Below are 20672 nucleotides of genomic sequence, written 5' to 3'. Positions count from 1 at the left end.
AGGTTCACCTCGCAAGATAGAATACAGGATAGAGGAAGACCCAGATCACATCGACCAGGTGCCAATAGAGGCCAGCAGTGACGAGAACGATCGCCCGCTCCGGCAGCTTGATCGAGCCGAACGCCAAGCGAAACGATGGCGCGATCAGAAGCAAGATACCGATGGACAGATGCACCGCATGTAGGCCGGTGGCGATGAGATAGAGGTTCATGAAGAGATGCTGAACGTCGTCCGCATAGCGGGAATGCACACCCTCTATCGGGAGCAGCCCTTCGGTAAATTCCATCCGGTACTCATAGGCTTTCATCATAAGGAACGCCAAGCCGAGGGCAGCGGCTCCAACGAGCCAACGGGACGTGATTTTGGCACGGCCACCCTTGGCGCTCTCCACGCCCAAGGCGACGAAGAGGCTTGAAGTCAGCAGAATGGCAGTATTAAGCCCGCCAATCCCAAAATGCAGAGCACGGGAGGCGCGGACGATCTCGGGCGCATGCGCCAGACGCACGGCGGCGGCAACGCAGAACAAGCCGCCGAAAAGCATGATTTCGCTGCCGAGAAAGACGTACATCCCCATCATCGCGGCATGATGCTGCTGGAGGGGATCCGTGAATGGCTCGGCGACGGAGGACCTTGCGTCAGACATGTTCATCTCTCATCTCGATTTCATAGTCGTAAGGCGGCCGCTGGACGACCGGCAGCGTTTCAAAATTATGCTTTGGCGGTGGCGAGGGCGTCGTCCATTCCAGTCCGGTCGCATTCCATGGATCGTTGGGTGCCGGCTTGCCATAGCGCATCGAATAGATTAGATAGATCAATGGCATAACGTAAGCGACCCCGAGAACGGCGGCGCCGCCGGTTGATATGACGTTCAGCACCTGAAATTCCGGCGGATAGACATGATAGCGCCTCGGCATTCCAAGATAGCCGAGCAGAAATTGCGGAAAGAATGTCAGGTTGAATCCAATAAAGAAGAAGATCGCCGTGACCCGCCCCCAGGCCAGCGAATACATGCGTCCGACGATCTTTGGCCACCAGTAATGCAGCGCGCCGAAGAAGGCCGATATCGTTCCGCCGACCATGATGTAATGGAAATGCGCGATCACGAAATAGGTGTCGTGCACGTGGACATCGATTGCGAGCATGGCGAGCATCAGGCCCGTCAATCCGCCGAAAACGAAAAGGCCGATGAAGGTCATGGCGAAGAGAAACGGCGGATCGAGCGAGATGTGGCCTTTGAACAGCGTTGCCGTCCAGTTATAAACCTTCACGCCGGAGGGGATCGCCACTGCGATGCTGAGGAAGGAAAAGGCCGCGCTCGCATAGAGCGATTGCCCCGAGACGAACATATGGTGGCCCCAGACGAAGAAGCCGAGGGCCGCGATCGCGATCGAAGAGCCGGCCACGAACTGATAGCCGAAGATCGGCTTATGGGCACCGGCTGCGACAAGTTCGCTGACTACCCCGAGGGCGGGCAGGACCATGATATAGACGGCCGGATGGCTGTAAAACCAGAAGAGATGCTGGAACAGCAGCGGATCGCCACCAATCGCCGGGTTGAATATGCCGAGCCCGAACAGCCGTTCCAGCGAAATGAGCACGAGCGTGATCGCCAGCACTGGCGTGGCCAGCACCAGGATCAACGATGTCGCATAGATCGACCAGACGAAAAGCGGCAGCCTGCCCCATGTCATGCCGGGGCAGCGCAGGGTGTGAACCGTGACGATGAAGTTCAATCCCGTAAGGATCGAGGAAAAGCCGACGATGAACACAGCGCTTGCGGCCAGGATCACGTTGCCGTTGGCATACATCGTCGAAAGGGGCGTGTAAAATGTCCATCCCGTATCGACCCCGCCTGCGATCAGAACGAACACCGTAAACAACCCGGCGAGCATGTAGATATACCAGCTCAGCAGGTTCAGCTTGGGAAAAGCGAGATCCTTCGCGCCGATCATCAACGGGATCAGGAAATTGCCGAAGGTGTTGGGGATGGATGGGATGAGAAAGAACCATACCATGACCACACCATGGACCGTGAAGGCGCGATTGTAGCCTTCATTGGTCATTAGGTCTCCCGCCGGCGTCAGCAGATCGAGCCGGATCAGCGCGGCCGCGGCCGCACCGATGAAGAAGAAAAATGTGATGGAGAGGGTGTAGAGAACGCCGATCCGCTTATGGTCCGTCGTCAGCAGCCAAGACTTGAGACTATGCCCGGCGCGCAGGTAGCTGACGCGCTGCGCCACAGTCTCCGTCGAGCCGACTCTACCGACATTTGCCTCTTCAAGCTTGGGATCAGCGACGTCGGTCATTGTGTCACCCCCGCCTGCTTCAGCGATTTGACATAGGCGACAAGCTTCATGACATCCTCCTCGCTCAGGACGTTTTGAAACGTCGGCATGATTGGCTGATAGCCGGCGACGACCTTCGATTGCGGCAGCAGGATGCTGTCGCGAATATATTGATCATCGGCGATGACAATCTCTCCCGATTGAAGCGGCACCGGATTGCCGTAGATGCCCGCCAAAGAGGGCGCTCGCACCGACGCTCCCGGATCGTGACAGCCGCTACAGCCGCGGCTGCGAAAGAGCGCCGCCCCTTCCGCGGCAAGGTTAACCTCATTCGAGGACAGGGACAGCCATTTGGCATAGTCGGCGGGGTTCATGACGACGAAGCTGCCGGTCATCTCGGAATGATTGCTGCCGCAATATTGCGAGCAGGCAATGCGATAGGTGCCCGTCTTGTCGGCCACGAACCAGCTCGACGTATATCGCCCAGGCACGACATCCTGCTTGATGCGCAGGGCCGGGATGAAGAGGCTATGAATGACATCCTGCGACGCCATCGTGAGCTTGACCGGCTGACCGGATGGTACATGCAGTTCGTTGATTTCGGCTTGGCCTTCGGGATGCTGGAATTTCCACATCCATTGCTTGGCAACGACGTCGATCTGCATGGCGTCGGCGGGCGGATGATAGAGCCTGGCGAAGAGATCCGTCGACCAGATATAGAAGCCGAGAAGGGCGACAAACGGGATGATGGTCCAGGAAAGCTCCAGGGGAATGTTGCGGTCCGGCGCATGCCTGCGATCGGCCTCCTTACCGCGCCGATATTTGACGATGAAAACGAGGAGCAGGATGAATACCGGCGCCGACAGCGCCACGATCAGTACGGTGAAGGCAATGACGAGCAAGTCGATCTGGTGACTATAAGCCGACGCGCCGGGCGGCCAAAGCGGAATGAAATTCACGACGCCCTCCCCCCGGTCTCTTTCGACCGGCGCTCACGAACAAGCACGAGGGCAACCAGGCCGGCACCGACGATAGCGACGAAGCCGGATGCGAGGCGAAGCGCCATCAGAATGAGGGATGAGTATCGCCCGGTGAATGGATCATAGTGATAGCACAGCACCAGAAGCTGGTCACGCCAGCTGCCGATCCGGCCCTCGCCGGCCTCGGTGAGCGCCAGTTTCAGATCCCGGCTTGTCGGCGCCAGGCCGTAAAGCCAGCGGCTCAACCTCCCGTCCGGCGTCAAGACGGCGACGGCGGCATCGTGGGCATATTGGTCAATATCGGGATCCCAGGCATAACGATAGCCGAGCGCATCGGTGACGCCGTGAATAGCGGCCGCCTCGCCCGTCAGCGCATGCACGCCATTTTTTGCGAGGGAGGGGAACCGGCGCTTCAGCTGATCGAGCGAGGCTGCAGCTTCTTTCGCCCCCTCACGCGCATCGATGCCGAAGGCAACAATCGTAAAGTCGGTGGCTGGTCGAAATGATTGCCCTTCAACGGCCTCCATCAGACCCGATAGGGTGACGCCACAAATATTGGGGCAATTGTGCAGGACAGGCGCGAGAAGGATCGGCTTGCCGCCTCCGAGCTGCCGAAGAGTGACGAGGCGACCCGCCTCGTCACGGAAAGGCTGGTCGAGGGGGATGGAGGCATCCTGCTTCTGATCGATCCCTGTCGCCGTGAACGGATCGAAGGCGGCCGCGTGCGCCTCGCCGGCGCCGAGAAGCAAGGCAAGAGCCAGCGTGAATGCGGCCGTCCTCATCGTGTTTCCTCCCGTTCATTGCGGTCCGGCCAGCCGCGCGTCCCCAGAATGGCCATGGCCCTGTCGATTGGAATATGCGCCGTGCCGGTCTTACGATCGATCCAGCCGTACCCCTCGAGGCGCTGTTCCGCCTGCCTTTGAATCAGCTCGCGACTGGCGGATGGTGATACTTCGAGGCGTGGGCCTGGCTCCGCCTGCCTGGACCCGAACTTCGTCTGCGGCTGTGCGACGTTCGGCGCAATCCACCACAGAATGCCAAAGACAAGGAGAACAGAAAGACCCATGCCGAGGAAAAGGCCAAACGTCACCCAAAGCACCAGCCGCGGCGAGACATCCTTCGGTTCGAATTGCGGCGACACTTTTTGCCGCCGCGACCTCCTGGAAAGCGAGGCAGCCATCATGAAGCCTCCGCCGTCGTGGTCGCGGCCGGCCGGCGCGCGACCTTGCTCGCGCGGGAAAGAATGGCAAGCGCGATCTGCGCAAGCCCGGCAAGCGACAGGCCATAGGCTATGATTGCGTATCCAAGATGGGCTGTCACCCGCGGCAGGATGAGCCAGGCATATTCCAGCAATCGCCCGGCGAGGATGATCGATATCAGACCCACCAACCATCGTCTGGATCGGCGGATCGGCGGAAAGAACAGAAGGAAAAGTGGCGTCAGATGCAGGAAGGCAATCGAGACCTCGACCGCGAACCAAATGCCCGTGCCACGGCGCTGAAACCAGAGGGCGCCCTGAACCAGATTGCCCGACCAGATGATGAAATATTGCATGAACGCCAGATAGGCCCAAAAGAGGATGGCGGTGACCAAGAGTGCACCGAATATGCTCGGCCTCGTCACGCCCCCTTCCCAAAGGCTCATAAGCATCAGCAGCGCAAGTGCCGTCAGCATTTGGCCCGCGAGCACATAGAGCGCGAAACCGGAGGAATGGAAGTGCGGATCGAGCGACATCAGCCAATCGGTCGCCAGGATTTCCTGCAAGAGGACGAAGCCAATGAGTCCGCCGACCGCAACGGATAGAGATTGGCTGCGCAACAGTGCCTGAGCAAGGAGGTAAGCGGCAGCGAGAATGAACAGGGTTCTGAGATCGAAGAATAACGGCATCAGGTAGATCGCCTTGAAGGGTTCGGATAGAGGCTGCCGCACCCATTCATAGACGAAGGACAGGCCGAACAGGATTGGCAGCCAGGCGATCAGCACAAGCGGCAGCAGCGATAGCGACGATCTCGCCGCGTGATCGAGATCATGCCGCCAGATCCCCGGAATGATGCGCATCATCATGACCAGACAAAGCGCACCGAGCGGGAGCGCACTCGTGAAGACCAGCGCGGAAAGCCAGCCGAGCAAGGCGGACGCAGGCGCGACCAGCACCAGGGCAAGAGCCGCGATGCAGAAGATGACGCCGCTCAGCGCCAGCAAGCGGGTCGGCATGGCTTCGACCCGACTCATGACCCTACCCTCTTCAGCTGCGCCTGATCCTCCGGCGGCAGGCTCGCAACACTGGCGCCCTGACTTAGCTGCAGCGCCCGGATATAGGCCGCGATCGCCCAGCGATCCCGTGGAGAAACACGATCCCCATAGGAATACATCACGCCGTGGCCCTTGGAGATCACCTCAACGAAATAACGAGATGGCGCCTGTCGCAGTCGGTCGATGTGGAAGCTCGGCGGATGGGGAAAGCCTCGCGCGGGCACCGTGCCATTGCCGTAGCCGGCGGTGTCGTGACAGGGGGTGCAATAGATGCCGAATTCCTGCTGCCCGCGCTGAAGAAGCTCGATATTCATCGCTGGACGATCGGCAACCGCCTGCGCATTCTGAAGATCGTCCCGTGCGATCGTTCCATCAGGCGGCGCCTGCAGGGCTTTGCCATCGGCAAAGAGCCGGCTCTTTTCGTAGGAATCATAGCGCGGCTGATGGTTCATGTCGTCGCAGCCGGCAAGCAGAAGCATCGGCGCAAGAATGAGAAGGCTGCACCTCATTCCGGTTGCTCCGTATGCTCGACGGCTTCCACGCTGACCGGATCGAGCATGTCGAGGAAGGTGCGGGTGCGCTTCGGATGGAAGCGCTCGTCGTTACTCAGAACGATGAGAAAGAACTTGTCGGACTGCCCGAGCTGAAACGCCTCTATGTCAAAAAGCGGATGATGCAGCCGGGGCAAGCGGTTCAGAAGCAGCATGCCGAAAATTGCCGAAAGCACGGCAAAAAGAACCGTGAGTTCGAAGGTGATGAGCATGAAGGACTGCCAGGGATAGAGCGGACGACCGCCGATTTCGATCGGATAGGCGTAGTTGGTGTAGAATTGCAGCCCGTAGCCGAGCGCTGCGCCGAAGATACCGCCTGCTAAAGTCAGCCACGGCACGATGTTCTCCTCGAATCCGAGCGCCTCCGTCAGTTCTTCGACCGGATACGGAGAATATGCCTCCATGACGGTAAAGCCCGCCTTGCGCGCGCGTTTCACCGCCTCGATCAGACGCTCTGGCCTGTCGAATTCGGCCAGCAGCCCAAACAGATCTCCTCCGGGACGCGGCTCACGCATGCCTCAAATCCCCCGTCTCGCGTAAAGCCTCCTCCACTTCAAACGTGGAGATGACAGGCAGGAAGCGCACGAAGAGAAGGAACGGTGTCAGGAAGACACCGAGCATTCCCGCATAAAGGCCCCATTCCCATATGCTGGGATGATATTCGCCCCAGGAGGAAACCAGATAGTCGCGATATAGCGACGTCGTCAGCAACATATAGCGCTCGAACCACATGCCGATCGTGACGGACAGGCCGATCAGAAAGAGCATGAGCGGCTGGCGTCTGACGCTTTCGAGCCACAATAGCTGCAGCGGTAGGAAATTCAGAATGACGGCGCCCCAATAGCTGAAGGCATAGGCGCCGACCAGGCGGTCCGTCAGGGTTCCCACATCCTGCAATTCGCCGCCGTAAAGGCTGTCGAACACTTCTGCGACATAGCCGTAGGCCGTCATCAAGCCGGTTGCGAGCAGGAAGCGTCCGAGCAGGTCGAGATGGCGGTCGGTGACCAGCATGCCGAGACCGAGGGCGTGGCGCAGTACGACCGCGATCATGGCGACGACGGCGAAACCGGAAAAGGCGGCCCCAAGCACGAAATAGGGCGGGAAGACCGTGGAGGTCCAGCCGGGTATCGGACCGGCGGCAAAGAGAAGCGAAATTTCCGAATGAACCGAGACCACCAGCGGAACGGCAATCGCCGCCGTCAGCCTGTAGGCCTGGTTCCATCGTGCCCAGTGCCGGGCAGACCCCCGCCAGCCGAGCGCCGCAAGCCCGTAGATCACCTGCTGCCCACGTCGCTTGGCGCGGTCGCGCACTGCGGCAAGATCCGGGATAATGCCGATATACCAAAACAGTATGGAAACAGTGAGATAGGTCAGGACAGCGAAGAAATCCCAGCTGAGCGGGCTCTTGAACTGCGGCGAAATCGTCATTGTATTAGGATAGGGCGCGATCCAGTAGAAGAACCATGGCCGGCCAAGATGCAGGATCGGATAGAGCCCGGCGCAGATGACGGCAAACAGCGTCATCGCTTCGGCAAAGCGGTTGAGCGAATTACGCCAGTGAGCACCCAATAGAAGCAGCATTGCCGAGATCAACGTCCCGGCATGCCCGATGCCGAGGAACCAGATGTAGTTGGCAATCGCCAGACCCCAATTGACGGGGATATTGTTGCCCCAGACGCCGACGCCGGAAATGAGAAGCACCGCCGCCGAAACCGCAAAGGATAAAAGCAGGAGCAGGGAAAATGCGAAGCATATCCACCATGCGCGAGGCGCCGGATATTTCAACGGGATCCGCGTGATCCGCTCCGCGGCTGCAGCGTCCCGTTTGCGAATTTTCTCGCTCATCCCGCCGCCTCCGTCTTTCCGAGGGACGGATCTTCGATCCGGGCGAGATAGGTCGTTCGCGGCCGGGTGTTCGCTTCCTCGAGCAGGCTATAGTCACGGAAACCGGCCTTGAGCCGACTGACGCCGGAATTGGGGTCTGCAACATTGCCGAAGGTAATCGCCTGTGTCGGACAGGCTTGCTGGCAGGCTGTAACGATCTCGCCATCGCGGATCGGCCGGCCCTCCTTGTCGGCCACGATCCGTGCCTCGGCGATACGCTGGACGCAATAGGTGCATTTTTCCATGACGCCGCGGCTGCGCACCGTCACATCCGGATTGCGCATGGCTTTGACCGACTCCGCATCGTCACTGGTGAAGTCGAACCAATTGAAACGGCGCACCTTATAGGGACAGTAGGAAGAGCAGGTTCGTGTGCCGATGCAGCGATTATAGACCTGCAGGTTCAGGCCATCGATGCTATGGACGGCAGCATTGACGGGACAGCCCATTTCGCAGGGCGCCTGCTCGCAATGCATACAGGGGACCGGCTGAAAATAGGACTTCGGCGCCGTTCCATCGCCTTCATGATAATGATCGATCCGCAGCCAATGCATTTGCCGCCCTTCGGCCACAAGCTCCTTGCCGACCACCGGAATGTTGTTTTCAGCCTGACAGGCGGTCACGCAGGCATTGCAGCCGATGCAAAGATCGAGATCGATCGACATGCCCCAGGACGGATCAGATATCGGCCTGTCCGGATAGAGCGATGGCGGCTGTTGCTTCTGATCCGGCCGGGATTGCCGATCGAGCTGTCCAACCTCGACCGTCCGGATGAAATCGAAACCGTCGATCGCCTGGTGCAATTGCGTCGTTGCCACCTGTAGCACCTTGCCTGTCGGCTCGATCGTGACGCCGGCGATATGCCAAAGCGTTGCCGATCGCCGCAGGCCGTAGGCGTCATAGCCAAGACCGGCCGCTATGGAATCCTTCAGCTTGCGTCCATAACCGAGCGTAATGGCGATCGTATTGCCTTCCTGACCCGGCATGATCCAGATAGGCCCGTGAATGGAAGCGCCTCCTGCCGTCAATCTGACTTCGGCGCCGCTTTCCAGTTGCCGTTCCGATGCAAATTGCGGGCTGACGAGGATCACATTGCCCCATGTGATCTTGGTCAGAGGCCGGGGTGTCTCCTGCGCCCAGGCATTTTCCGAGAGGGTGCCGTCCCAGACACCGGCATCAGGACGGATGACCAGGGACAGGCCGGAAGAGGCGTCCGGCGCAGCCTGCGGGACCGCGTGCTCCAGAACGGCCGGGACGAGCGGCGGTGCGGCACTGCCCGAAACGAAGCCGCGAGAGAGTGCATCGCGCCAGCGCTCGTCGAACTCTCCATCCCAGGCCGCGCGCCAGGTGTGCTGCACCAGATCTCTATCGCTCGACGTGCGGCCCATCAGTGTTTCAAGCACGACATGTGCCGCACGCACCGCATAGAACGGCCGGACCAACGGCTGGATCAATGTCACGCTGCCGTCGGCAGCTCGCGCGTCGCTCCAGCTTTCAAGGTCATGCTGAAGTGGCACATGCCAATGCGAAAGAGACGCCGTTTCGTCGACATAGAGCCCGGCGTGAATGCGGAACTTCACCTTCTGCAAGGCATCGCGGAATGCGAGATCGGCCGGCGCAAAATACGCGGGATCGGTGCCGACGACCGCCAGTGTCGACACGTTGCCGGCGGTCATGTCGGCGGTCAGAATGTCGAGTGATCGCGGGCCGTCCGGCGCTTGGGCATTGACCGGCTCCGAGAAACGAAGCGTGTTTCCGAGACTTTCCAAGCTCTCATTGATCAGCAAAGCAAGCGCCTGAAGATCGTCTCCATGATGGGCGCCGATCAGTAGCAAGCCATTGGCCTTGGATGCTTGAAGGGCGGATGAGGCAGCCATCACCCATTGCCGCTCGTGGTCAGCGAGGCTGACATCCCCCAGACTCTTGAGACCGATCTGGGCGCCTATGGCGCGCAGCAGGCGATCCATTCCCGAATGTGAGGCGACAAGGTGCATATCGGCAACCGCCCCAGTGGCCGAAGGTGTCGGTTCGGCCACGAATAGCCGGCTCGGCCCCCGCATGTATTGGCGCATCAGCCGGCGATCGGCAAAGGCACGGGCATATGGCGTCTGCCACGGACCTGGGCCGAGGAAATCGTCATCGAGGCTGACGATGGTCTCGGCGGCGGCGAATGCCGGCTGAAACTCCAGAGGGCGACCGAAAATGCGCTGCGTCGCGTTCAATCGCGCCGTGTTGGGCAATGGATCGCAGATATGCCAGCGTGCCTTTGGCCACCGCTGCATCATCGCCTCGATCTGGCGGCGCAGGGTCGGCGAACTGAAAGGTGCGGTCAGCAGCCGGAACCCCTCCCCTTTAGTCTTGTCCAGTTCATCAGCTTTCGCCGCCATCTCGGCATCGAATGCGTCCCAATCGGCGGGCTTGCCCAGATGAAGCGGTGTTTGCGAGCGACCGGGATCGTAGAGGCCGAGGAGTGAGGCCTGCGTGAAGGCATCGGTGGCGCCGCCGGATACGGGATGATCGGGATTGCCTTCCAGCTTGACCGGTCTGCCGGTGAAGGTCTTGCCGAGAATAGGCTGCGCGTAACCGCCAAAGGTCACGGCAGTTGCAAACCACTTGGCAACGCCGACGCTCACAGCTTGGGGCGCCTGGACGTATGGGAGCGCCTCCTCGTCCTCCTCGCCCTTGCAAGCTGAAAGACCTGAGAGCGCAAGCGATGCTGCCATGATCTTCAAGAGTGAGCGGCGATCGATGGCAATACCGTTGCCATGCAACAACGGAAATTCGCGTCGCGAGAAGCGGTGAAACTCCTCCGTATCGGCAAGCTCCTCCAATGCCCGCCAGAAATGCTTCCCCGACTTGCCGGTCAGCCGCTCGCGGACGGTGTTTTTTTGAACCGGACGATCTATCATCGGATCACCTGTGACAGATATTGCATTGGATGAGTTTCCTCGGTTCGATGCCATAGGCCTTCATCACCTGCGCGCCGAAATCCTTGTGCTGCTCAGGATTGGCGTCCCAGTCTGACCAGTCCATGCGTGTCACCTGATCAGGCGGGCGCAGATTGGGTGCCGGATTTCGATGGCAATCCAGGCACCACTGCATCTGGAAGGGCTGTGCGCGCGTCATCAGCGGCATCCGATCAACCCGCCCGTGGCAGGTTACGCAGGCAACACCGCGGGCAACATGGATCGAATGGTTGAAGTAGACATAGTCGGGTAACCGACTGACGCGGTTCCATGTGAGCGGCACATTGGCCGCGAGGCTGTGTCGGACCGGCGCCAGCATGCCAGCGCCGGCCCAGATCTGCGAGTGGCAACTCATGCAGATATACGTCGCTGGCAATCCCGCGCGGGCGCTTGTCTCGACGGAGGTGTGACAATACCGACAGTCGATACCGAGACCTGCCACGTGGTGCTCATGGCTGAAGGGAACCGGCTGATCCTGCACCCAACCGACCAGGGTGCCATAGCTGGAACTCGCATATCCGCCGACAAACAGGACGATCAGAAATATCAGGATGGCCGCAACAAGCAGGGACGCGCGCAACCTCGTATCAGCCGATGCCGTAAAGATCTGCGCCACGGAATTCCCCTGAATTCGCCCTCGCAATGAGGTCAAACGAAAACCGGGGTTGAAAGTTCCACCCGTCTGTAGTGCTGTCCACAGACGGCGCATCCCCATCCCAGTTTGCTAGGAACAATACGGACCGCAGGCGGTTTTAAGAACGAAGGCGGACCCGTCGCTGCTCGCTGCCGCGACCGCCACAAAATACACGCTAAAAATACATGCTAGAGGAGGCCCGGCCATGAAACATCAGCAACCTCGTGAAGGCGCACCAGGAACGACGGATCAATCGCCACGATGGGAAGGACCCGCTGGATCAAAGCCGGCTGGATATCTGCCGGCCAAGGATGGCGGTGAAAAAGCGCGCGATGCCCACGGCGAAAATATTGATCATCCACGCAAGCGCCGCGTGTCCGACGCCCTGAAACAAAAGGGTGACGATTGACGACCCCGCCAAAGTCGAGATGGTCATTCGCAGTTCCTTCTTCGGCGTTCGACCGGGTCTCCGTTACATAGCCAGCTCCGTTGGAAACCGAATTGCAAGGCAAGAGGCCTGGCCAAACACCGCCCTGGAGGGTAAATTGCTTCCAAACCTAGCGATGCGGCAACGCAAACGCTACGATTTCGTCACCGTTGCGCGACTGCACGCCGCCGTGCCCGCCAGCTGCAACGACGACATATTGTCTTCCGTCCGAGCCGAGATAGGTCAAGGGGGTGGCGTTTCCACCTGCCGGCAGGTGAAACTGCCAGACGACCTTTCCCGTCTTGCCATCGAGCGCGCGGATATATTGATCCGTCGTTGCAGCGATGAAGATCAAGCCGCTACGTGTCGCAACACTCCCGCCCATGCTGAATATTCCCGTGGGCAGACCAAAGGGCAGGCGCAGTTCAAATGGCCCCATATCCTCTGTCGTTCCCAGAGGACGCTGCCATGCGACCTTTCTTGTCAACAAATCAATCGCCTGCATCTGACCCCAAGGCGGGCGGGTACAAGGAATGTCAAGCACACCGAGCCAAGCTTTGACGACAATGGAAAAAGGCGTGCCATGCTCGGGATTATTTTGGAAGTCAGGCTGAGGATATGGCTGCTTCCATCCGCCCCATGGCGCGAAGAGCCCTTTGGCGAGAGCAGACGCATAGGGAAGCATCTGCAGTTGAAACGGCATGAATGTCGTATTGATAAACAAGAGTTTGCGTTCTGGATCGATCGTCGCGCCATACCAATCGGAGGTCCCGTCGAAGGCTGGCCAGCCGATGGTCGGTTTCAATCCTGGCGGCGTAAACAAACCGTCGTCCCGCATCCGCCGAAAGGAGATCCGGCAGAGAAGCTGATCGATGGGAGTTGCACCCCACATATCCGTTTCTCGAAGCTTGGGCGCGAGCAATTGCGGCATGCCGGTCGAAAACGGTTGTGTGGGCGAATAGCGTTCGCCCGGTATATCGCCCGGCGGTACCGGCCGCTCGTCGACCTCGGCCAAAGGATGGCCATCACGGCGGTCAAGAAGAAAAAGCTGGCCCTGTTTGCTGGTTTGAACGAGCGCTGGGATACTGCCGCCCCCATCGTCGGGGAGATCGACAAGCGATGGCCCCACGGGAAGATCGAAATCCCACAGATCATGATGCACGGTCTGAAAATGCCATCTCTCCTGCCCGGTGGTAAGGTCCAGCGCCACCAGTGAGCTTGAGTAGCGGTCATCGAAAGATCTGCGCTGCCCTCCGAAATAGTCCGGAGTTGCGTTGCCCAGGGGCACGAAGACGAGATTGAGCTTTGGATCGGCCGTATAGACGCCCCAGCCGTTTGGCGTTCCACGTGTATAGGTTTCATCTGCACCAAGCGGCTTATTAGCGGGATTCTTTCCCATGTCCCACGACCATGCAAGTCGCCCGGTGTTTGCGTCAAAGGCACGTATGACGCCTGAAGGCTCGCCGACGGTCTGATTGTCGTAGACCCATCCTCCCAGAACTATACGCCCGTTCAGGACAAGCGGCGGCGAGGAAATGAAATGAAACCCTGGCGGAACCGGCCCCATGTGATCGCGCAAATCGACCATTCCCTGCTCACCGAACTGCTCGCAGGGCTTGCCCGTATCGGCATCGAGTTCGAATAGCCTTGGAAGATCCGATGCCGTCGAGATTATGCGGTGCGCGCATGCTCCCGCGGATGCCACAGACGAGGCGTCGTAATATGAAACCCCGCGGCAAGCTTGATAGACGTTGTGCGAGATGTCGCCGCCCGGATCATAACGCCATTTCAGCTGTCCCGTCGTTGAATCGAGCGCGATAACCTCGCGATGCGGCGTACAGAAATAGAGGCTATTTCCAACCTTTATCGGGGTCGCTTCAAAGCTGAACTCCCTGCCTTTGGAATTCTCACCCGGCCTCGGCTTGTCGCCCGTCGAGAACGACCATGCTTGTTTCAAAAAGTTGACATTGTCAGCCGTGATTTTGTCGAGAGACGAATACCGGTCTCCCGCTGGCGTGCCTCCATAGTAGGCCCAATCGCCTGCTGAACCAGCATCGCTCTGATCTCCATCCATGACCTTCCAGCGGGCAGGATCGCCGAAATTGATGGTCCTGGCTTCGCTGATCCGATAACCCGAGCCAAAGACGAAGATCAGGATCGCCAATGCAAAAACAAGATTGGCGACGAGGATCATTCTTGCCCTTGCCAAGCGCTCGATGCGGCCGGCAATCCAAGGGGACCAGATCCATAAGCCAAGAACCGCCGGGGCGACCAGTCTCGGGATAAGCGCCCAGCCATCGAATACGGATTCGGTCAGAGCCCATACCACCGTTCCGATCAGCAATAACGTGTAAAACCACGGACCGAAGACGCTTCGCCTGGATAACAGCACCGCAACACATAAAAGGATGACGCCGGCGATCAGATAATAGGACGTGCCGCCGAGTACGAACAGCCATGCACCGAGGCACGCGATGGTGATGCCGATTAACCCTACGAGACAGGCCGTAAACATGAAAAGAACGCGCATCAAGGCTCCTCCCATTGGCGCAAGGCACGGTCAAAGCGTTCGACCGATTAGAAGAAGTAAGCCATCTCACTTGTTCTCGGAGGCAAGCTCTCCCGGCTTGAATCTCCCGGGCTTGGCTTCTCGTGAGGGAATGGCATCCGACGACGTGGGAGCTGGGTGAGTTTCATCCCCCGAGTCCGGCACCACGCCGGCATGATGGTCATCAGACGATGTTTTCAGGAGATCTTCGTCACGCGCCTTTAGCTCACGTTCCGCATCTAACCAATGGCGCAATTCCTGCCCATTCGGCTTTCCTTCCATTTCCCACCTGGCATAGGCAGCCTTTCTGATGTCCTCTTTTGTCATCGGAGAGCCCTTCCACAGATACCGACATCCAACTGCGCCGGAGCCGCGGAGTTCCCGAATGGACCAGGCCCTCAATGAATCCGGTCCGCGATCGATCATGGGAATCCTCCTGTATTTACGCCGACTCATGCACAGGGCAGTTCGAGCTAACCATCGCCGTTATCCTTCCGCAGACAGAAACTCTTCGACCGTCACAATTTTGACCTGTACGGAAAATCGCCTTTCAAACAGCGTAAGCGCTGCGTCATGCGCATCGTCATCACCACTGCATACGGCATCCCTCAGGATGATAACGCCATAACCGAGATCGATGGCGCCAAGTGCCGCGGCCAGGACGCAGACGTCCGTCTCTCCCCCGCTTATGACCAGAGTGTCGACGCCTTGACGGTACAATATCTGATGGAGACGACCATCCACCCACGGCGAATAGGTGAATTTGTCAAATATGCGCGCCGGCGGCGTCAAGGCTCGGAAGACTGGAAGCACGTCCATCAACTCTTGAGGCAGCTTGCTGGCGGTCATCATGTTCCATTTCTCGTAATAGGCCCGCCATTTGCCTGGCATGATGTCCGGCTGTGCCGGTGGCATGAAGCGCGTGAAAATCGTCCGTTCGGGAAATCGCCCCGCCACCTCCACAACCTGATCCAGCGTGCGGGCCATCCAGGGCACCTGCCAAGGTGTTGGTTCAAAGAACATAGATTGCATGTCGATGCACAAATGCAGCCAGGTTTTCATCCCGCCATCATCCAGCCAAATAGGAATTCAGCCGCGATATTTGCCCTCGTTCATGTCACGCGGATCATAGTTGAGATCCCAGTCTTTTTCGGGTTCAGCCGATCCGGGTGGGGTCTTGTTTACGGTCGCGTCGCTGGAACCGGTAATGACCCTTGGCTTGGCGCTCGCAACACCGTCACTCTGACTGCCATGCAACAGTTTTCGATACTGACTTTTGGCGTCCTGAGTGGGATCTCCCCTCTTCTTTCCGCCTGGATTGTTCGACTTGGCCATTATGATACCTCGCTTGCTTGTCGGACCTCATGGAAGCTGTTTAATGTTCGGCCGAGGCCGGGCGGGCTGTTTTTGCATGCTGGTGCGCCAAGATGCTGGCCGGTGTTATGTTCGCCACCGCAGCTTGGAGCTTGTTCTTCCAGCCGCTCACGACATCCGCTTCACCGTCCATCATCGCATCGAAGCCGATCCGGGCGACTTCCGCAGGATTATCCTTGCTGGCCTGGCCAATTTCCGTGTCCATCAAGCCGGCCCGCTTGAAGAAATTCGTGTCCGTTGCCCCAGGCATCAGACAACTGACCGACACGCCGGTACCTTTCAACTCTTCGCGCAGCGCGAAGGAGAAGCTATTGATAAAGGCCTTGGTACCATTGTAGATCGCCTGGTAGGCGCCCGGCAGGAACCCGGCAATCGAGCCGGTCAGCAGAATGCGACCATGGCCGCGGCTTCTCATTTGATTTCCGACGTGCTGGATCAGATACACGGTTCCGACGATATTGGTATCAATGACCTTTCTGGCGCGGGTAAAGTCTTGATCGAGAAATTGCCGGCCCAACCCCTGTCCGGCATTTGCCATGAGCAAATCAACGGGCCGACCGGTCGCGGCGATGCTCGCCAAAAGCGTGTCGACCCCGGATGGTGTCGAAAGATCGGCCTGCACCGCCTGCACCTCGCCGCCAAATTTTCTGAGTTGGGCGGCGGCGGTTTCGATCTCGCTCTCGTCGGCCGCCACGATGAGATTGTAGCCTTCCGCAGCGGCGCAGGCCGCCAGTTCATAACCGATGCCGCTCGAGGCGCCCGTGACGACAGCCAGTCCTTTTTCCAAAGCCCGTTTGGCCATACGCCTGCTCCTTCTCAAGGTTTGAGCACGACTTTCACGCAACCGTCCTGTTTGTCGCGAAAAAGCTTGTAAAGGTCGGGCCCATCTTCCAAGGCCCCGCGATGGGTAACGACGAAGGAAGGATCGATTTCGCTCTTTTCGATACGTTCCATCAACATGGGCAGGTAATGTTGCACCGGCGTCTGCGCCATCTTGAAGGTCAGGCCTCTATTGATCGCCGACCCCATCGGAATCTTGTCGAGATACCCGCCATAAACCCCGACGATCGATACGGTGCCGAAGTTGCGGCAACAATGGATGGCCTGGCGCAAGACGTGGGGCCGGTCGGTACCCATGAAGGTCGCGACCTTGATGCGGTCCCATCTCGAATCCCAACTGGCGGAAGCCTCGGCCTCAGTTCCCACCGCGTCAATACATGCATCGGCACCTCGTCCTCTGGTCATTTCCATGATACGGTCATAGACATCTTCTTCCAGGAAATTGACCGTCTCGGCGCCGCCAGCTTCAGCCAGCAAAAGACGCGCTGGAACGGTATCGATGGCGATAACGCGTTCAGCACCTAGCAGGAAAGCCGATCGAATGGCCATTTGACCCACCGGGCCACATCCCCAGATTGCGATCGTATCGCCTTGCTGAATACTGCAGAATTCTGCCGCCATATAACCGGTAGGGAAGATATCGGAGAGAAACAGGACCTGTTCGTCATCCAGCCCATTTGGAACCTTGGCTGGCCCGACGTCACCATAAGGAACGCGCAGATATTCGGCCTGGCCGCCGCTGTAGCCGCCAAGGAGGTGAGAATAGCCGAACAGGCCGGCTGGCGAATTTCCCCAAAGCTTCGTTACCTTCGAGCGATCGGGATTTGTCCGCTCGCAACCGGAGAAGAAACCGCGCTTGCAAAAGAAGCATTCGCCGCAGGCGATCGTGAAGGGAACGACCACGCGGTCTCCGACGGCTAACCTCGAGATCCCTTTGCCGACCTCGACGACTTCCCCCATGGTTTCATGGCCCATGATATCGCCGCTTTCCATGGCGGGCATCACGCCATCATAGAGATGGAGGTCGGAACCGCAGATCGCGCACGCGGTTACCTTGATGATGATGTCGCGTTCATCTTCTAACCGAGGATCGGGAACACTCTCGCACCGTATGTCGTGCTTGCCGTGCCAGGTCAGTGCTTTCATCGGTTCCTCCAATATCTCGATCCTGCGCCAAACAGTCGAGCCGCAACGATGTTCCCAAGCGACTGAAATTTGCCGGCCGAGGTTCGAAGCGGAGCAATCGATGGGAAGCCGGCGCATCATCGCCGGCATCGACTTTGGGAGATGTTCGAGTGCTGCAAATACCAGACATGCGCGAAGCCTGATTTGAAAAGGAACTTTCGAGTCGGAAGGAGGTTTGGATGTGAAACGCTGGTTTCTAGCGCAGGGAAAGTGCAGCCATGCCCGTCTTCGAAAAGGGAAAATACAGTGCTTTAATCGCCTATATCGTATTGGCGGTGCTTGCCGGTTGTGTCTTGGTTGCGGGAGCCCTTTTCTTTTATCAACATGAGCCGCAACGGCCCGGTCAGCCATCGCCCCATGCACTGGATCAATCCCAATAGTAATGAAGAAAAGGCGGGCGGCCGCTCGCTATCGCAAGCGACGTCTCCGGCCAGACGCGCCATGAATCCAATCCGGCCCAGCGGCCTTTGAATTCATGACGCGCCTCAGGAGGCGGCTCGCTCGCGGACTTGCGAGCCAGGAGGGACCGGCGTTGACTTCCCTCCGACGGCCGAACCTTCATGTGCGAGATTTGTTCCTGAACGGAGATAAATATCGAGCCGGCACCGTGTGGATCAATTTCGGCGCAGGTCGCACTCGGTTTCCGGCGCAAAATCCAGGGTCTTTGGTCCGCCAGCGGACGAAGAGGATCGGACAAACAATCGTCTCTTGATCGACTAGCCCTGTCGTGTGACAACCAAAATGCAACGTTTATCGTTGGAACCAGGAGGCCGGCATGTCCTCGCTTGATATCCTGCATGGTATCTATCAGCCGGAAGATATCTTGATCGTGAGAAATGCGGTGATGCGCGTCAGCGCAGAACCATGGTTCACATCGGATCTCGAACGGCGTGCAGAATTCGCGCGCTACGTGCTTCGCGTTTATAGTCATGGGCTAGTTTTGCCGGAGCCGTTGGAAGCGCTTTGCCGGGTGGCGGCGATGGCGCGCTTTTCAAACCGGGCACAGGCATTTTCGGTCATCAAGGGGCGCCGAATTCTGGTCGTCGAAGACGAATATTGGACTGCCGCGGAAGCGGCTGGCAGACTCAAGGAACTGGGGGCGGAAGTTAGCGGCCCCGTGGGCACTCTCTGCGAGGCGATGGATTTGGTCGAAAGATCGGACAGCAAACTTGATGCTGCACTCCTCGATATTAATCTGAATGGTCGGATGACCTATCCCGTCGCCGCTTTCCTTAGGATGCGCAGTATCCCGTTTGCCTTTATAACCGGATATGACGATCGTCATATACCGGCCTTTTATCGCTCTACCTTGACCGTCACAAAGCCCGTTGATTGGGGACTTATTGCATCCCGACTCCTGTCTGAACATCTTGAGCGCTGATAGAGGATTCCACACTGATCTCTAAGGCCGTTTGACAGACTAGGCGTCGTGTTGATCACGCCATGGGGACTGCCCGGCAGCCGCCTGGCAAGGAGCCGCCGGCACCTCATGAGCAGTCGAAGGCGACGGCTGAAGGCAAAGGCCCCTTCCGAGCGCCGCGCGGGACGTTCGCGCAAATGCAACTTCTCAGCCGACCCTTGCAGAGGCATATTCCAGCGCGAAGCGCATCAGAAGTCCCTTGAGTTCAGGTTCGCGTACCCGCCTCGCGGCTTCTTCCGGAACCATCCACTGTATCGTCCGCTGGCCGCTCTCAGGAAAGTTTCGACTTTGTTTTCGAACCTCAAGCAGGTGGACTTCGACCAGTGACGGTATCGCCTGGTCCGCATCAAGCGACTTCAAATATGTAAAATAACCAAAGGTGCCCTTTTTGATCTTGCCCCTGACACCGGCCTCCTCCCAAGCCTCCCGCTCGGCGACCTGCCCTCCATCGAGGCCTTTGATCGGCCAGCCTTTCGGAATCATCCAGCGCTTTGTCTCACGCGTCGTAATGAGCAAAATCTCAAGGGCTTTGGTCTCGCGATATCGAAAACAGACTGCGCCATATTGCTCGGCCATGTCTCCGGCTGCGATAGTCTCGATATGCGGCGCGAGACGCGCAAGATGCGGCCGGTGCTTTGACATGACAATCCTTACTCGCGTCGCCGCTTAGAATTTCCTTTGGTTTTGCCGCGAACCTTCAATGGCCTGCCCTTCTGGCCTCTTGTGTTTCCGAACCGTTTTTGGACGCTTTGGTTCCCCAAGATCTTCTAGAGAACACTGTCTCCACCACAATTCCTGGATTGAGGCGATGCTTGGCGATCTCCCGACCAGCCGGCTCGCTCGGCCGCGTTTATAAGCGAGGATCGGCTTCGCATTCACTTTGAATTCACGCAGAGCGAACTATGATCGCATAATCTGAGCTAGGCTGGCCAATGAACGATTCGACACCTGCGTATAGTAAAATGTTTTCCGGCAAACGGCTCTTGATCGTCGAGGACGACTATTTCCTTACAGAAGCGACAAGCCGGAAGTTGCGTTCCCTGGGAGCTATTCTGATCGGCCCGATGGCTGATGTCCCGCACGCTCTCGATTTGATCGAAGGCAATCAGGTGGATGCGGCGATTATCGATATGCGGCTTGATTCAGATCTGGCATATGCGATGGCTGAAGCGCTTGAAGAAGCTGGGCTTCCCTACGTATTTGCCATAGCGGATAACCCGCCCCCGCAATTTTCCGGCTTCATCCTACGGGAAAAAGTTGATGATATCGAGCATATCGCCATGGCGTTGTTCGGTGCGCGACGGTTGGATATCTGAGAACCGGAG

The 20672-nt window shown here is 58.5% G+C and carries 21 protein-coding genes; 3 read left to right on the top strand and 18 right to left on the bottom strand.

Features of this window, described 5'->3' with window-relative positions:
• Positions 1–4: 4 nt before the first annotated feature.
• From PH558_RS22085 to PH558_RS22035, 11 genes are read right to left on the bottom strand one after another with little or no spacing between them, the layout of a single operon-like run.
• On the bottom strand, positions 5–643 hold the full coding sequence (locus PH558_RS22085; RefSeq protein ID WP_285206432.1) for a cytochrome c oxidase subunit 3: 639 nt from the start codon (positions 641–643) through the stop codon (positions 5–7).
• Complete coding sequence (locus PH558_RS22080; RefSeq protein WP_285206430.1) at positions 636–2306, bottom strand: cytochrome c oxidase subunit I; 1671 nt, start codon at positions 2304–2306, stop codon at positions 636–638. Before PH558_RS22080 ends, PH558_RS22085 begins: the two co-directional genes overlap by 8 nt.
• Entirely contained in the window at positions 2303–3244 is a 942-nt protein-coding gene (gene coxB / locus PH558_RS22075) for a cytochrome c oxidase subunit II (RefSeq protein WP_113406854.1), read from the bottom strand. Before coxB ends, PH558_RS22080 begins: the two co-directional genes overlap by 4 nt.
• A complete protein-coding gene (locus PH558_RS22070; RefSeq protein ID WP_285206428.1) occupies positions 3241–4047 on the bottom strand; it encodes an SCO family protein in 807 nt (268 codons plus the stop codon). Before PH558_RS22070 ends, coxB begins: the two co-directional genes overlap by 4 nt.
• Positions 4044–4448: a hypothetical protein gene (locus tag PH558_RS22065; RefSeq protein WP_285206425.1), complete on the bottom strand. Its 405-nt coding sequence runs from the start codon at positions 4446–4448 to the stop codon at positions 4044–4046. Before PH558_RS22065 ends, PH558_RS22070 begins: the two co-directional genes overlap by 4 nt.
• Positions 4445–5497, bottom strand: a complete 1053-nt coding sequence (locus PH558_RS22060) for a hypothetical protein (RefSeq protein ID WP_285206424.1) — start codon at positions 5495–5497, stop codon at positions 4445–4447. Before PH558_RS22060 ends, PH558_RS22065 begins: the two co-directional genes overlap by 4 nt.
• Complete coding sequence (locus PH558_RS22055) at positions 5494–6027, bottom strand: c-type cytochrome (RefSeq protein WP_113406857.1); 534 nt, start codon at positions 6025–6027, stop codon at positions 5494–5496. Before PH558_RS22055 ends, PH558_RS22060 begins: the two co-directional genes overlap by 4 nt.
• Complete coding sequence (locus PH558_RS22050) at positions 6024–6584, bottom strand: DUF3341 domain-containing protein (RefSeq protein ID WP_285206422.1); 561 nt, start codon at positions 6582–6584, stop codon at positions 6024–6026. Before PH558_RS22050 ends, PH558_RS22055 begins: the two co-directional genes overlap by 4 nt.
• Positions 6577–7914 carry an NrfD/PsrC family molybdoenzyme membrane anchor subunit gene (gene nrfD / locus PH558_RS22045; RefSeq protein WP_285206420.1) on the bottom strand — a complete coding sequence of 446 codons (1338 nt, stop codon included), beginning with the start codon at positions 7912–7914 and terminating at the stop codon, positions 6577–6579. Before nrfD ends, PH558_RS22050 begins: the two co-directional genes overlap by 8 nt.
• A complete protein-coding gene (locus tag PH558_RS22040) occupies positions 7911–10862 on the bottom strand; it encodes a TAT-variant-translocated molybdopterin oxidoreductase (RefSeq protein ID WP_285206419.1) in 2952 nt (983 codons plus the stop codon). Before PH558_RS22040 ends, nrfD begins: the two co-directional genes overlap by 4 nt.
• Positions 10863–10866: 4 nt before the next feature.
• Entirely contained in the window at positions 10867–11535 is a 669-nt protein-coding gene (locus PH558_RS22035; RefSeq protein WP_285206418.1) for a cytochrome c3 family protein, read from the bottom strand.
• A 223-nt stretch (positions 11536–11758) separates the two neighbouring features.
• Here PH558_RS22035 and PH558_RS22030 point away from each other — a divergent pair, with 223 nt between their 5' ends.
• Complete coding sequence (locus PH558_RS22030) at positions 11759–11962, top strand: hypothetical protein (RefSeq protein ID WP_069614275.1); 204 nt, start codon at positions 11759–11761, stop codon at positions 11960–11962.
• A 148-nt stretch (positions 11963–12110) separates the two neighbouring features.
• Here the strand turns inward: PH558_RS22030 and PH558_RS22025 are convergent, their stop codons facing one another.
• The 6 genes from PH558_RS22025 to PH558_RS22000 form a co-directional block, all read right to left on the bottom strand.
• Positions 12111–14510 (bottom strand): membrane-bound PQQ-dependent dehydrogenase, glucose/quinate/shikimate family, encoded by a 2400-nt coding sequence (locus tag PH558_RS22025; protein ID WP_285206417.1) that lies wholly within the window; start codon positions 14508–14510, stop codon positions 12111–12113.
• A gap of 66 nt (positions 14511–14576) precedes the next feature.
• Complete coding sequence (locus tag PH558_RS22020; RefSeq protein ID WP_285206416.1) at positions 14577–14954, bottom strand: DUF2934 domain-containing protein; 378 nt, start codon at positions 14952–14954, stop codon at positions 14577–14579.
• Between the two features lie 60 nt (positions 14955–15014).
• The gene (locus PH558_RS22015; protein WP_285206415.1) at positions 15015–15590 is read right to left on the bottom strand and encodes a cysteine hydrolase family protein; all 576 of its coding nucleotides are present in this window, start codon (positions 15588–15590) and stop codon (positions 15015–15017) included.
• 27 nt (positions 15591–15617) lie between these two features.
• Positions 15618–15863, bottom strand: a complete 246-nt coding sequence (locus tag PH558_RS22010) for a hypothetical protein (RefSeq protein WP_113406864.1) — start codon at positions 15861–15863, stop codon at positions 15618–15620.
• Positions 15864–15903: 40 nt separating this feature from the next.
• Positions 15904–16704, bottom strand: a complete 801-nt coding sequence (locus tag PH558_RS22005) for an SDR family NAD(P)-dependent oxidoreductase (protein ID WP_285206414.1) — start codon at positions 16702–16704, stop codon at positions 15904–15906.
• A 14-nt stretch (positions 16705–16718) separates the two neighbouring features.
• Entirely contained in the window at positions 16719–17888 is a 1170-nt protein-coding gene (locus PH558_RS22000) for a zinc-dependent alcohol dehydrogenase (protein ID WP_113407047.1), read from the bottom strand.
• Between the two features lie 814 nt (positions 17889–18702).
• Between PH558_RS22000 and PH558_RS21995 the strand changes: the two genes are divergently transcribed.
• Positions 18703–19308: a response regulator gene (locus tag PH558_RS21995; RefSeq protein ID WP_095437738.1), complete on the top strand. Its 606-nt coding sequence runs from the start codon at positions 18703–18705 to the stop codon at positions 19306–19308.
• A 186-nt stretch (positions 19309–19494) separates the two neighbouring features.
• Here PH558_RS21995 and PH558_RS21990 read toward each other — a convergent pair whose 3' ends face one another.
• Positions 19495–19923, bottom strand: coding sequence for an NUDIX hydrolase (locus PH558_RS21990; protein ID WP_483314174.1), 429 nt, complete (start codon positions 19921–19923; stop codon positions 19495–19497).
• A 356-nt stretch (positions 19924–20279) separates the two neighbouring features.
• On the opposite strand from PH558_RS21990, the gene PH558_RS21985 reads away from it, so the two are divergent.
• On the top strand, positions 20280–20663 hold the full coding sequence (locus PH558_RS21985; RefSeq protein ID WP_113406869.1) for a response regulator: 384 nt from the start codon (positions 20280–20282) through the stop codon (positions 20661–20663).
• Positions 20664–20672 lie beyond the last annotated feature (9 nt).

The organism is Rhizobium pantanalense, from assembly GCF_030182525.1.
In the GTDB taxonomy this organism is placed as follows: Bacteria; Pseudomonadota; Alphaproteobacteria; order Rhizobiales; family Rhizobiaceae; genus Rhizobium.
The sequence above is the reverse complement of the archived record's forward strand: the minus strand, read 5'-3'. Positions and strand labels throughout refer to the sequence as shown.